The 13,984-nt window shown below is 61.0% G+C and carries 9 protein-coding genes; 6 read left to right on the forward strand and 3 right to left on the reverse strand.

Features of this window, described 5'->3' with window-relative positions; all coding sequences use genetic code 11:
• Nucleotides 1-111 precede the first annotated feature (111 nt).
• From aroB to hemE, 5 genes are all read left to right on the forward strand, one after another.
• Entirely contained in the window at nt 112-1,212 is a 1,101-nt protein-coding gene (gene aroB, locus AB4N73_RS23765; RefSeq protein ID WP_056787345.1) for a 3-dehydroquinate synthase, read from the forward strand.
• A gap of 10 nt (nt 1,213-1,222) precedes the next feature.
• Nucleotides 1,223-2,809, forward strand: coding sequence for an AAA family ATPase (locus tag AB4N73_RS23770; protein WP_056787348.1), 1,587 nt, complete (start codon nt 1,223-1,225; stop codon nt 2,807-2,809).
• 350 nt (nt 2,810-3,159) lie between these two features.
• Nucleotides 3,160-7,605: a glutamate synthase large subunit gene (gene gltB / locus AB4N73_RS23775; protein WP_236168184.1), complete on the forward strand. Its 4,446-nt coding sequence runs from the start codon at nt 3,160-3,162 to the stop codon at nt 7,603-7,605.
• A gap of 33 nt (nt 7,606-7,638) precedes the next feature.
• Entirely contained in the window at nt 7,639-9,057 is a 1,419-nt protein-coding gene (locus tag AB4N73_RS23780; protein WP_007909438.1) for an FAD-dependent oxidoreductase, read from the forward strand.
• 253 nt (nt 9,058-9,310) lie between these two features.
• Entirely contained in the window at nt 9,311-10,378 is a 1,068-nt protein-coding gene (gene hemE, locus AB4N73_RS23785; RefSeq protein WP_056787355.1) for a uroporphyrinogen decarboxylase, read from the forward strand.
• Nucleotides 10,379-10,554: 176 nt separating this feature from the next.
• On the opposite strand, the gene AB4N73_RS23790 is transcribed toward hemE, so the two are convergent.
• Nucleotides 10,555-11,796 carry an MFS transporter gene (locus tag AB4N73_RS23790; RefSeq protein WP_460143608.1) on the reverse strand — a complete coding sequence of 414 codons (1,242 nt, stop codon included), beginning with the start codon at nt 11,794-11,796 and terminating at the stop codon, nt 10,555-10,557.
• A 151-nt stretch (nt 11,797-11,947) separates the two neighbouring features.
• On the opposite strand from AB4N73_RS23790, the gene AB4N73_RS23795 reads away from it, so the two are divergent.
• Nucleotides 11,948-12,850, forward strand: a complete 903-nt coding sequence (locus AB4N73_RS23795; protein ID WP_056787362.1) for a LysR family transcriptional regulator — start codon at nt 11,948-11,950, stop codon at nt 12,848-12,850.
• Nucleotides 12,851-12,953: 103 nt separating this feature from the next.
• Here the strand turns inward: AB4N73_RS23795 and AB4N73_RS23800 are convergent, their stop codons facing one another.
• Nucleotides 12,954-13,391, reverse strand: coding sequence for a hypothetical protein (locus AB4N73_RS23800; protein ID WP_041477579.1), 438 nt, complete (start codon nt 13,389-13,391; stop codon nt 12,954-12,956).
• A gap of 133 nt (nt 13,392-13,524) precedes the next feature.
• Complete coding sequence (locus AB4N73_RS23805) at nt 13,525-13,968, reverse strand: hypothetical protein (protein WP_041477580.1); 444 nt, start codon at nt 13,966-13,968, stop codon at nt 13,525-13,527.
• Nucleotides 13,969-13,984 lie beyond the last annotated feature (16 nt).

The following is a 13,984-nucleotide window of genomic DNA, read 5'->3' on the forward strand; positions in this document are numbered from 1 at the left end:
CCCGCCGAGGGTGTGGCGGATGCCGGGCGAGCGGCGTCATACCGCTACAGGCCGCAGAACACCAATAATTTCAGGGCAGGATGCCTGCTTCCATCTTCACTGTGGGGACACATGCAGACACTCAAGGTCGATCTAGGCGAGCGCAGCTACCCGATTCATATTGGCGAAGGTCTGTTGGATCAGCCCCAACTCCTGTCGCCGCATATCCACGGGCGGCAGGTGGCAATCATCTCCAACGAAACCGTCGCGCCGCTCTATCTCGAACGTCTGACCCGCAGCCTTGCGCAGTTTTCGGTTATCTCGGTGGTGTTGCCTGACGGCGAAGCCTTCAAGAACTGGGAAACCCTGCAACTGATTTTCGACGGTCTGCTGACCGCCCGTCATGACCGCCGCACCACCGTGATCGCCCTGGGCGGCGGGGTGATCGGCGACATGGCCGGTTTCGCTGCCGCTTGCTATCAGCGCGGTGTCGATTTCATCCAGATTCCTACCACGCTGCTGTCGCAGGTCGATTCGTCGGTCGGCGGCAAGACCGGCATCAACCATCCGCTGGGCAAGAACATGGTCGGCGCGTTCTATCAGCCGAACGTGGTGCTGATCGATACCGCATCGCTGAAAACCCTGCCGCAGCGCGAGCTGTCGGCGGGCCTGGCGGAAGTCATCAAGTACGGCCTGATCTGCGACGAACCATTCCTGACCTGGCTCGAAGAAAACGTCGACGCCCTGCGCGCGCTGGATCAAACCGCGCTGACCTATGCGATCGAGCGTTCCTGCGCGGCCAAGGCTGCGGTGGTCGGCGCCGATGAAAAGGAGACCGGCGTCCGCGCTACGCTCAACCTCGGCCACACCTTCGGCCACGCCATCGAAACCCACATGGGCTATGGTGTCTGGCTGCATGGCGAGGCGGTGGCGGCGGGCACGGTGATGGCGCTGGAAATGTCCGCGCGCCTGGGCTGGATCAGCGAGCAGGAGCGTGACCGCGGCATTCGTCTGTTCCAGCGGGCCGGTCTGCCGGTCATTCCGCCTGAAGAGATGAGCGAAGCCGATTTTCTCCAACACATGGCAATTGATAAAAAAGTGATCGACGGTCGTCTGCGCCTGGTGCTGCTGCGCCGGATGGGCGAAGCGGTAGTGACCGACGATTATCCGAAAGAGGTTCTACAGGCCACGCTGGGAGCGGATTACCGCGCCCTGGCTCAGCTTAAAGGTTAAAACGATTCCGATGACTAGTTTGCATGCCGACGAGGCGTTTCTCGGCCATTTCCAGTTAAGTCACGACCCGTTCGCGCCACGGGTGCCGGGCTTCAAATTCTTCCCGGCCCAGCGCAAACCGGTGCTGGGTCAACTGCATCATCTGGCGCGTTACAGCCAGTTGCTGCTGGTGGTCACCGGCCCGCAGGGCAGCGGCAAGACCCTGCTGCGGCAAGCGCTCGTTGCCAGTACCAACAAGCAATCGGTGCAGAGCGTGGTGGTTTCCGCCCGTGGCGCCGGTGATGCGGCCGGCGTGCTGCGCCAGGTGGCGCAGGCGCTGGATGTCGCTCAGGCCGAAGTCGGCGCGATTCTCGAGCAGGTGGTGCAACTGGGTCTGACCGGGCAGGAAGTCTATCTGCTCGTGGACGATGCCGAGCAGCTCGACGAGTCCGCGCTGGAAGCATTGATGGCGCTCGGCGCCGGCACGCCGGAAGGTCGTCCGCATGTGTTCCTGTTCGGCGAGTCGTCGCTGATCGCTCAGCTCGAGGCGTTGCAGCTCGAAGAAGAGCGTTTCCACGTCATCGAATTGCAGCCGTACACCGAAGAAGAGACCCGCGAATATCTCGACCAGCGGCTGGAAGGCGCGGGCCGGGGTGTCGAACTTTTCACCGCAGATCAGATCTCTGATATTCACGAAAGCTCCGAGGGCTGGCCGGGCAACATCAACCAGGTCGCTCGCGATGCACTGATCGAAGTCATGATTGCCAGCCGCTCTGCGGTCAAGCGTCCAAGTATGGGGTTCAACATGCCGAAGAAACACGTATTGGCGATTTCCGCCGTCGTTGTGGTCGCGGTTGCCGCCGCCTGGCTGATGCCGGGTCGCAGCAAGGCACCGACCACCGGTGCTCCGGCCAATGAACAGGCGCAACTGCCATTGGGTCAGGGTGCAGCGAACGGCGCCAACCCGTCCGTCGAATTCGCCGGCAACACCCAGCCGATGCCGCTGCCATTGGTCGGCAACTCGCAGCCGGTCATGCGTGGCCCGCTGGCAGAAGCCGCCGGTGGCATCACCGAAGGCGACGACGGCGTGCCCCTGGAAGGCTCCAGCGATACGCCGCCGACCGTAACCACCTCCGCACCGCCTGCGGGCGTTCCGGCCGGTCCCGCGCCGACACCGGCTCCGACTCCTGCCGCCAAACCGGCGCCAACCCCGGCACCGACGCAGATCGCCACAGCCAAGCCTGCTCCGGCCACCCCGGCGCCAGCTGCGAAACCGGCTCCTGCTCCGGCCAAGCCTGCCGACAAGCCCGTTACCGTGGCCAAGGCTGCCGGTGGCAGCTGGTACGCCGGTCAGCCGACCAGCAACTATGTCGTGCAGATCCTCGGCACCAGCTCGGAGACCGCCGCGCAGAACTTCGTCAAGGAGCAGGGCGGCGAGTACCGTTATTTCAAGAAAGTCCTCAACGGCAAGCCGCTTTACGTGATCACCTACGGCAACTTTGCCAATCGTGATGCGGCCGTTTCTGCCATCAAGGCCTTGCCAGCGAAGGTTCAGGCTGGTAAACCTTGGCCTCGCACTGTCGCCAGCGTCCAACAGGAACTGGCAACAACTCGCTGAAGATTCGGCGGCCTTACCCAGGCCGCCTCTCCCGGCACCTCAAAATCTCCACGAGTGCGCGCCGCCTGAAAGGGCCGCGTGCCTTGTGGTGTCTGCGTCACAGTAGTCTTTGAGTCGTTGCGGTCAAAATTAAAAAAGTTTTGACTAGCACAGCAGATCGCTTTAAACCTTTCACAAATGCGACATGAATTTGCGACAGTTCGTCGTCAAATTTGTGAGCCTCTGTGTCGCTGTGTACAATGACCACCCTTTTGCCCCCGCTAAGCCGGCGTACGTTCGGCGCGGAACGCAAGTGGTTGAATTGAAAAGAAATTTGCCTCGAATAGAGGCAGCCTGGTGAGAAAGTGTCTATGAAAGCAGGTCTGTACCAACCAGATGAATTCAAGGATAACTGCGGTTTCGGCCTGATAGCTCATATGCAGGGCGAGCCCAGTCATACCCTTTTGCAAACGGCCATCGAGGCCCTGACCTGCATGACCCACCGCGGTGGGATTAATGCCGACGGCAAGACCGGTGACGGTTGCGGTCTGCTGATTCAAAAACCCGACGCCTTCCTGCGAGCCATTGCCCAGGAGAGCTTCGGTGTCGAAATGCCCAAGCAATATGCAGTGGGCATGGTGTTCTTCAATCAGAATCCGGCCAAGGCCGAAGCCGCTCGCGAGAACATGAACCGCGAGATCCTCGCCGAAGGCCTGCAACTGATCGGCTGGCGCAAAGTGCCGATCGACACCAGCGTCCTCGGCCGCCTGGCCCTTGAGCGCCTGCCGCAGATCGAGCAGGTCTACATCGGCGGCGAAGGCCTGAGCGATCAGGACATGGCGGTGAAGCTGTTCAGCGCCCGTCGCCGTTCGTCGGTGGCCAACGCCGCTGACACCGACCACTACATCTGCAGCTTTTCGCACAAGACCATCATCTATAAAGGCCTGATGATGCCGGCCGACCTGGCCGCGTTCTATCCGGACCTGAGTGACGAGCGCCTGCAAACCGCGATCTGCGTGTTCCACCAGCGCTTCTCCACCAACACCCTGCCGAAATGGCCGCTGGCGCAGCCGTTCCGCTTCCTCGCCCACAACGGCGAAATCAACACCATCACCGGTAACCGCAACTGGGCGCAGGCCCGTCGGACCAAGTTCACCAATGATCTGATGGATCTGGAAGAGCTCGGCCCGCTGGTCAACCGTGTCGGTTCCGACTCCTCGAGCATGGACAACATGCTCGAACTGATGGTCACCGGTGGCATCGACCTGTTCCGTGGCGTGCGGATGATCATTCCGCCTGCGTGGCAGAACGTCGAAACCATGGACCCGGATCTGCGTGCGTTCTACGAGTACAACTCGATGCACATGGAACCGTGGGACGGCCCGGCCGGCGTGGTGATGACCGATGGTCGCTACGCGGTGTGCCTGCTCGACCGTAACGGTCTGCGTCCGGCGCGCTGGGTCACCACCAAGAATGGTTTCATCACTCTCGCCTCGGAAATCGGCGTGTGGAACTACCAGCCTGAAGACGTGCTCGCCAAGGGTCGCGTCGGCCCGGGCCAGATCTTCGCCGTGGATACCGAAACCGGGCAGATCCTCGACACCGATGCGATCGACAACCGTCTGAAATCCCGTCATCCGTACAAGCAATGGCTGCGCAAGAATGCCCTGCGCATTCAGGCGACCATGGAAGACAACGACCACGGTTCGGCTTTCTACGACGTCGATCAGCTCAAGCAATACATGAAGATGTATCAGGTCACGTTCGAAGAGCGTGATCAGGTGCTGCGCCCGCTTGGTGAGCAAGGTTACGAAGCCGTGGGCTCGATGGGCGACGACACGCCGATGGCCGTGCTGTCCCAGCGTGTGCGCACGCCGTACGACTATTTCCGCCAGCAGTTCGCGCAGGTCACCAACCCGCCGATCGACCCGCTGCGTGAAGCGATCGTGATGTCGCTGGAAATCTGCCTCGGTGCCGAGCGCAACATTTTCCAGGAGTCGCCGGAACACGCCTCGCGCGTGATCCTCAGCTCGCCAGTGATCTCTCCGGCCAAGTGGCGCTCGCTGATGAACCTCGACCGTCCGGGTTTCGAACGGGCGATCATCGACCTCAACTACGACGAAAGCCTCGGCCTCGAAGCGGCGATCCGCAACGTTGCCGATCAGGCTGAAGAAGCCGTGCGCGCCGGGCGTACTCAGATCGTCCTGAGCGACCGCCATATCGCCCCGGGCAAGCTGCCGATCCACGCTTCGCTGGCGACCGGTGCGGTGCACCACCGTCTGACCGAGAAGGGCCTGCGTTGCGATTCCAACATCCTCGTTGAAACCGCGACCGCCCGTGACCCGCATCACTTCGCCGTGCTGATCGGTTTCGGTGCCTCGGCGGTTTATCCGTTCCTGGCCTACGAAGTGCTGGGCGACCTGATCCGTACCGGTGAAGTCCTGGGCGACCTCTACGAGGTGTTCAAGAACTACCGCAAAGGCATCACCAAAGGTCTGCTGAAGATCCTGTCGAAGATGGGTATCTCGACCATCGCTTCGTATCGCGGTGCGCAGCTGTTCGAGGCCATTGGCCTGTCCGAAGAAGTCTGCGAGCTGAGCTTCCGTGGCGTGCCAAGCCGGATCAAGGGTGCGCGTTTCGTCGACATCGAAGCCGAGCAGAAAGCCCTCGCCGTCGAAGCCTGGAGCCCGCGCAAGCCGATCCAGCAGGGCGGTCTGCTGAAGTTCGTCCACGGTGGCGAATATCACGCCTACAACCCGGACGTGGTCAACACCCTGCAAGCCGCCGTGCAGCAGGGCGACTACGCCAAGTTCAAGGAATACACCTCACTGGTGGACAACCGTCCGGTGTCGATGATTCGCGACCTGTTCAAGGTCAAGACCCTCGACACGCCGCTGGATATCAGTGAAGTCGAGCCGCTGGAGTCGGTGCTCAAGCGTTTCGATTCCGCCGGTATCTCGCTGGGGGCACTGTCGCCGGAAGCTCACGAAGCCCTGGCCGAAGCCATGAACCGCCTCGGCGCGCGTTCCAACTCCGGCGAAGGTGGTGAAGATCCGGCGCGTTACGGCACCATCAAGAGTTCGAAAATCAAGCAGGTCGCGACTGGCCGTTTCGGTGTAACCCCGGAATACCTGGTCAATGCCGAAGTGCTGCAGATCAAGGTCGCTCAAGGCGCCAAGCCGGGCGAGGGCGGGCAACTGCCGGGCGGCAAGGTCAACGGGCTGATCGCCAAACTGCGTTACGCAGTGCCGGGCGTGACCCTGATTTCCCCACCGCCGCACCACGATATCTACTCGATCGAAGACTTGTCGCAACTGATCTTTGACCTCAAGCAGGTCAACCCGCAGGCGCTGGTTTCGGTGAAGCTGGTAGCAGAAGCGGGCGTCGGCACCATCGCCGCCGGTGTGGCCAAGGCCTATGCCGACCTGATCACCATTTCCGGTTACGACGGCGGTACCGGTGCTTCGCCGCTGACTTCGATCAAATACGCGGGCGCACCTTGGGAACTCGGCCTCGCTGAAACCCACCAGACCCTGCGCGGCAACGACCTGCGCGGCAAAGTCCGGGTGCAGACCGACGGCGGCCTGAAAACCGGCCTCGACGTGATCAAAGCGGCAATCCTCGGCGCCGAGAGCTTCGGCTTCGGTACCGCGCCGATGATCGCACTGGGCTGCAAATACCTGCGCATCTGCCACCTGAACAACTGCGCCACTGGCGTCGCGACGCAGAACGAAAAGCTGCGCAAGGATCACTACATCGGCACCGTCGACATGGTGGTGAATTTCTTCACCTACGTCGCCGAAGAAACCCGTGAGTGGCTGGCCAAGCTTGGTGTGCGCTCCCTCGAAGAGCTGATCGGTCGCACTGATCTGCTGGAAATCCTCGAAGGCCAGACCGCCAAGCAACATCACCTGGACCTGACCCCGCTGTTGGGCAGCGATCACATCCCGGCGGACAAACCGCAGTTCTGCGGCGTCGAGCGCAACCCGCCGTTCGATAAAGGTCTGCTGGCGGAGAAGATGGTCGAGCTGGCCGCGTCGGCGATCAACGACCTCAGCGGTGCTGAGTTTGAGCTGGATATCTGCAACTGCGACCGTTCGATCGGCGCCCGGATCTCCGGCGAAATCGCGCGCAAGCACGGCAACCAGGGCATGGCCAAGGCGCCGATCACCTTCCGTTTCAAAGGCACGGCCGGGCAGAGCTTCGGTGTGTGGAACGCCGGCGGTCTGAACATGTACCTGGAAGGCGACGCCAACGACTACGTCGGCAAAGGCATGACCGGCGGCAAGCTGGTCATCGTGCCGCCGAAGGGCAGCGTCTATAAAACTCAGGAAAGCGCCATCATCGGCAACACCTGCCTGTACGGCGCCACTGGCGGCAAGTTGTTCGCCGCCGGCACCGCAGGCGAGCGTTTCGCCGTGCGTAACTCCGGTGCCCACACCGTCGTGGAAGGCACTGGCGATCACTGCTGCGAGTACATGACCGGTGGTTTCGTCTGCGTGCTGGGGAAGACCGGTTACAACTTCGGTTCTGGCATGACCGGTGGTTTCGCCTACGTGCTCGATCAGGACAACACCTTCGTTGACCGGGTCAATCACGAACTGGTGGAAATCCAGCGGATCAGCGGCGAGGCGATGGAAGCCTATCGCAGCCACCTGCAGAACGTGCTGAACGAGTACGTCGCCGAAACCGACAGCGAGTGGGGTCGTGAACTCGCCGAGAACCTCGACGATTACTTGCGGCGTTTCTGGTTGGTCAAGCCCAAGGCTGCCAGCTTGAAAACCCTGCTTTCCAGCACTCGTGCCAACCCGCAGTGATATGCGCCTGAAGAGTTTGATGAGGTTTTAACAATGGCTGAACGTCTGAATAACGACTTCCAGTTCATCGATGTCGGGCGCAAGGATCCGAAGAAGAAACTGTTGCGTCAACGCAAGAAAGAGTTCGTCGAAATCTACGAACCGTTCAAACCCCAGCAGTCGGCCGATCAGGCCCACCGCTGCCTGGGTTGCGGCAACCCGTATTGCGAATGGAAGTGCCCGGTGCACAACTTCATTCCCAACTGGCTCAAGTTGGTGGCTGAGGGCAACATCCTCCAGGCCGCCGAGTTGTCGCACCAGACCAACACCCTGCCGGAAGTCTGCGGCCGGGTGTGCCCGCAGGATCGTCTGTGCGAGGGTGCCTGCACCCTCAACGACGGCTTCGGTGCGGTGACCATCGGTTCGGTCGAGAAGTACATCACCGACACCGCGTTCGCCATGGGCTGGCGCCCGGACATGTCCAAGGTCAAGCCGACCGGCAAACGTGTCGCGATCATCGGCGCAGGCCCGGCGGGTCTGGGTTGTGCCGACGTGCTGGTGCGTGGCGGCGTAACTCCGGTGGTGTTCGACAAGAACCCGGAAATCGGTGGCCTGCTGACTTTCGGCATCCCCGAGTTCAAGCTGGAAAAGACCGTGCTGAGCAATCGTCGCGAAGTCTTCACCGGCATGGGCATCGAGTTCCGTCTCAACACCGAAGTCGGCAAAGACGTGACCATGGAACAACTGCTCGCCGAATACGACGCGGTGTTCATGGGCATGGGCACCTACACCTACATGAAGGGCGGCTTTGCCGGTGAGGACCTGCCGGGCGTTTATGACGCGCTGGATTTCCTGATCGCCAACGTCAATCGCAACCTGGGCTTTGAAAAGTCGCCGGAAGATTTCGTCGACATGAAAGGCAAGAAGGTCGTGGTACTCGGCGGCGGCGACACGGCGATGGACTGCAACCGCACCTCGATCCGTCAGGGCGCCAAGTCGGTGACCTGCGCTTATCGTCGTGACGAAGCGAACATGCCCGGCTCGCGCAAAGAGGTGAAGAACGCCAAGGAAGAAGGCGTGAAATTCCTCTACAACCGCCAGCCGATCGCCATCGTCGGTGAAGACAAGGTCGAAGGCGTGAAGGTGGTCGAGACCCGTCTCGGCGAACCGGATGCCCGTGGCCGTCGCAGCCCCGAGCCGATCCCGGGGTCCGAAGAGATCATCCCGGCCGATGCCGTGGTCATCGCCTTCGGCTTCCGCCCGAGCCCGGCGCCGTGGTTCGAACAGTTCGAGATCCAGACCGACAGCCAGGGCCGCGTTGTTGCGCCTGAGCAAGGTCAGTACAAGCACCAGACCAGCAACCCGAAAATCTTCGCCGGTGGCGACATGGTGCGCGGTTCCGACCTGGTGGTGACGGCGATCTTTGAAGGGCGCAATGCGGCTGAAGGGATCCTCGATTACCTGGGTGTCTAACCCCGGCGCCTGAGCCAAACGCAATACTCCTGTGGGAGCGAGCCTGCTCGCGAAAGCGGTCTGTCAGCCAACTTCAATGTTGGGTGTGCCGGCCTCTTCGCGAGCGGGCTCGCTCCCACAGTTGTTTTAGGGTGTTGCGGAAAATCGTGTTCCACCGCGACAAATTGACCCGATAGACAAAAGGCTGACCCACATCCGTGCCTTTTGCCTCGCGCTCTGAGAAAATGCCCGCACTTTTTTTCCGGATGCCGACATGACTGCCCTGAAGAACGACCGTTTCCTCCGCGCCCTGCTCAAGCAACCCGTTGACGTCACCCCTGTGTGGATGATGCGCCAGGCCGGTCGCTACCTGCCGGAGTACCGCGCCAGCCGCGCGCATGCCGGCGACTTCATGAGCCTGTGCATGAATCCGCAATTCGCCTGCGAAGTCACCCTGCAACCGCTCGACCGCTACCCGCAACTGGACGCGGCGATCCTGTTTTCCGACATCCTCACCATTCCCGATGCCATGGGCCAGGGCCTGTACTTCGAGACCGGTGAAGGTCCGCGCTTCAAAAAAGTCGTCAGCACGATGGCCGACATCGAAGCGTTGCCGATCCCGGATCCGCACAAAGACCTCGGCTACGTGATGGATGCGGTCAGCACCATCCGTCGCGAACTCAACGGTCGCGTGCCGTTGATCGGTTTCTCCGGCAGTCCGTGGACCCTCGCGACTTACATGGTTGAAGGCGGCTCCTCGAAAGACTTCCGCAAGACCAAGGCGATGCTCTACGACAACCCGCAAGCCATGCACCTGCTGCTCGACAAACTGGCGCAGTCGGTGACGTCGTACCTCAACGGCCAGATCATGGCCGGTGCACAAGCGGTGCAGATCTTCGATACCTGGGGCGGCAACCTGTCGGCGGCGGCGTATCAGGAATTCTCCCTGGCTTACATGAAGAAAATCGTCAGCGGCCTGATCCGCGAGAACGACGGACGCAAAGTGCCGGTGATTCTGTTCACCAAAAACGGCGGCCTGTGGCTGGAAAGCATCGCCGAAGCCGGCGCCGACGCCCTCGGCCTGGACTGGACCTGCGACATCGGCAACGCCCGTGCCCGTGTCGGCGACAAGGTCGCATTGCAAGGCAACATGGACCCGACCGTTCTCTACGCCAAACCCGAAGCGATCCGCACTGAAGTCGGGCGCATTCTGGCCAGTTATGGCAAGGGCAGCGGCCACGTGTTCAACCTTGGTCATGGCATCACCCCGGAAGTTGATCCGGAACATGCCGGCGCGTTCCTGCGTGCGGTGCATGAGCTGTCGGCGCAGTATCACGAGTGATCAGCGCCCAATAAAAAACGCCCGGCCAATGCCGGGCGTTTTCTTTTGCACGATCTAATGTCGTACCCAAATCAACTATGGGAGCGAGCCTGCTCGCGAAAGGGGTGTGTCATTCAACACTGATGTTGCCTGACACAGTGCGTTCGCGAGCAGGCTCGCTCCCACAGGGTTTTATGTCAGGCTTTGACACCCTGCAACGGCGGCAACTTCGCCAGCTTCAACGCCACCAGAAGGGCAATCAGCAACAACGCACCAATAAACAGGCCGATGCCGTTCCACCCGCCCAGATGCCAGAACACCCCGCCCGCCGTCCCGGCAATGCTCGACCCGGCGTAATAACTGAACAGATACAGCGACGACGCCTGACCCTTGGCGGTCAATGCGCGCCGGCCGATCCAACTGCTTGCTACCGAGTGCGCGGCGAAGAAGCCGAAGGTGAACACCAGCATGCCGACGATCACCAGCAACAACGAGGTGAACATGGTCAGTGCCAGTCCGGCGAACATCAGCGCAATCGTCGCCCAGAGCACTTTGCGCCGCCCCAGTTTGTCCGCCAGCGAACCGATCTTCGCCGAGCTGTAGATCCCCGACAGGTAGACCACCGAGAGCAATCCGACAAATACCTGATCGAGGTTGTACGGCGCAGCCAGCAAGCGGTAGCCGATGTAGTTGAACAGCGTGACAAACGCGCCCATCAGCACAAACGCTTCAAGAAACAGCAGCGGCAGACCGGCGTCGCGAAAGTGCATGGTGAAGCCGTCGAGCAGGCTGCGCGGGTGCAGCGAGCGGGCGCGGAAGTTGCGCGACTCCGGGAGGATCTTCCAGAACACCGCCGCCGCGACCAGCGCCAGACCGCCAATCACCAGCATCGCCGTGTGCCAGCTGACGAAGTCGATCAGCACGCCAGTTATCAAGCGTCCGCTCATTCCGCCGATCGCGTTGCCGCCGATGTACAAACCCATCGCCAGGCCGATGTGCTGTGGATGGATTTCTTCGCTCAGATAGGTCATCGCCACCGCTGCCAGACCGCTCAATGACAGGCCGATCAATGCGCGCATGATCAGCACGCCGTGCCAGCTCGGCATCATCGAACTGGCGATGGTGCACAACGCGGCAGCGAACAGCGCCGCGACCATCACTGGTTTACGGCCGATGCGGTCGGAGATCGGCCCGGTGATCAGCAGACCGAAGGCCAACATGCCGGTTGCCACCGAGAGGATCAGACTGCTCTGCGCCGCGTTGATCCCGTATTCGTGGGACAGCAGCGGCATCATCGGTTGTACGCAGTAGAGCAGGGCAAACGTCGCAAAGCCGCCACAGAACAGCGCCAGCACCGTGCGCATGAACGCCGGCGTGCCTTTTTCGATGTAGATCTCTTGCAGCTCGGCGAGGGTATCGTCGCCGGCAGCGGGCGGGATTTCGTGGGCAAGGGGCGCGACAGCAGTTTTCACTTCAGACCTCGGAAAGCACAGCCGGGCAGGCAATGAAAAAATCATATAGCTGGCTAATGTTTCTATCCAATATATTGTTCGACCTGTTTGATAGCTTTTGCGACCTAATGGAAATCCTATGGAATTGCGTCATCTGCGTTACTTCATCGCCGTCGCCGAAGAACTGCATTTTGGCCGCGCCGCACAGGTGCTGGGCATCTCCCAGCCACCGCTGAGCCAGCAAATTCAGGCGCTGGAGCAACAGCTCGGCGCGCGCTTGTTCGAGCGCACCAATCGTCGGGTCGAATTGAGCGAGGCGGGCAGGCTGTTTCTGCAGGAGGCGCGGCTGGTGCTGGCGCAGGTCGACAAGGCCGCGGATGTCGCCCGGCGTGCGCAACTTGGTGAGCTGGGTGAGTTGAAGATTGGTTTCACCTCGTCGGCGCCGTTCAACTCGACCATTCCGCAGGCGATTTTTTCCTTTCGTCAGCGCTTTCCGGCGGTGCATCTGAATTTGCGCGAAATGAGCAGCACCATGGTCGCCGATGCTCTGGTGGACGAGTCGATCGAAGTCGGCATCATGCGCCCGCTCGGATTGCCAGATTCACTGAGTGTTGTGGAGTTGATGCGCGAGCCATTGGTGGCGGTGCTCAGTTCCAAGCATCCACTGGCCCAAAGTAGCGATGAAGGTCTGTTTCTATCGGCGCTGGCGCTGGAGCCATTCGTGTTTTTCCCGCGCAGCTATGGCAGCGGGCTCTATGCGCAACTGCTAAACCTGGCCCGTGACGCCGGCTTCAGCCCGCACTTCGCTCAAGAGGCTGGTGAGGCGATGACCATTATTGGTCTGGTGGCGGCGGGCTTGGGTGTATCGGTGCTGCCAGCGTCCTACCAACGCATGCGCATCGACGGCGTGGTTTACCGTCCGCTGCTCGATCCCGAAGCGATCTCAGCGGTGTGGCTGGTGCAGCGCAAAGACCAGAAATCGCCGATGGCCAAGGCGTTTGTCGAACTGCTTACGCGCAAGGTTGAACCGCTGACGGTGTGAAGGCGGCTGGCGCTTTCGCGAGCAGGCTCGCTCCCACAGGGAAACGCATTCCAAGGTGGGAGCGAGCCTGCTCGCGAAGGCGTCGGCCCAAACATCACAGATTTCAGGGCAACCGCACCAAATCCCCCTTCAAAGCCACCCGGGTAACAAAAACTCCCGCCCGGCACTCGTAGGTATTCAAATCCTTGCGTACACGCTGGTCGTAGTAACTGACGATATTGACCACCGCATTCGCCCCGACCCGCTTGGCATCAGCCTGCAATTTGATCAGATTCGACTGCAACACCCATTCACACGAAGCCTGATCGCTCTTGTTGAAGCCGTTGGTTTTCAAATCACTGACCACCCCTTGGCGCAGCAACTGCTGAGTGCCCTGCGGCCCGTTGCCGATCAGGTAGAACTTCACACTGCCGTCCAGTCGCCCGGCGCGAATCGCGTCCGACAGCACGGTTTCGAAAGGCATGTACATGAGGTTGGTGGCATGGCTGGCACTTGGCAGCAGGGCGATAAGCGCAGCGGCCATCAGGGCTTTCACTTGCATGGTCATCTCCTTTGACGGTGAAAGAGACTGCGAGGGCAGGTTACGGTGCTGCGACCTGCATCAGCGAGTGTAGATGCTGTTCAATCAGCGCAAAAAAAGGGCGCCAAACGGCGCCCTTTGTCATTTCTGGCGCTTACTGAACCTTCGCCAGATCACCCTTCAACGCAACGCCCGCCATGATCGCGCCGGCGTGGCATTCGTAGGTTTGCGCGTCCTTGCGCTCGTTGCGCTTGTAGAAGCTGACGATGTTGGTCACGGCGTTGGCGCCGGCGTTTTTCGCGGCCTGGTGCAGGCTGATGATTGCCGATTGGGCGACCCACTCGCAGGCGACTTCATCGGATTTGTTGAAGGCGTTGGTTTTCTTGTTGGTCACGGCGTCGGGGCTGACGACGGTGACTTTGCCGGCCGGGGTGTTGCCGGCCAGATAGAATTTCACGCTGCCATCGATCTTGCCGGAGCGGGTGGCTTCGGCGACGGCTTTGTCGAATGGCAGGTAGACCGCCGTGTCGCGGGCCTGGCTGACCGCTGGCAGGGCGCAGAGCAGCAGGGTAACGGCGGCGAATTTCTTGAAGTGCATGTAGGTCTCCTTGACC

Source organism: Pseudomonas sp. S3_B08 (assembly GCF_054667725.1).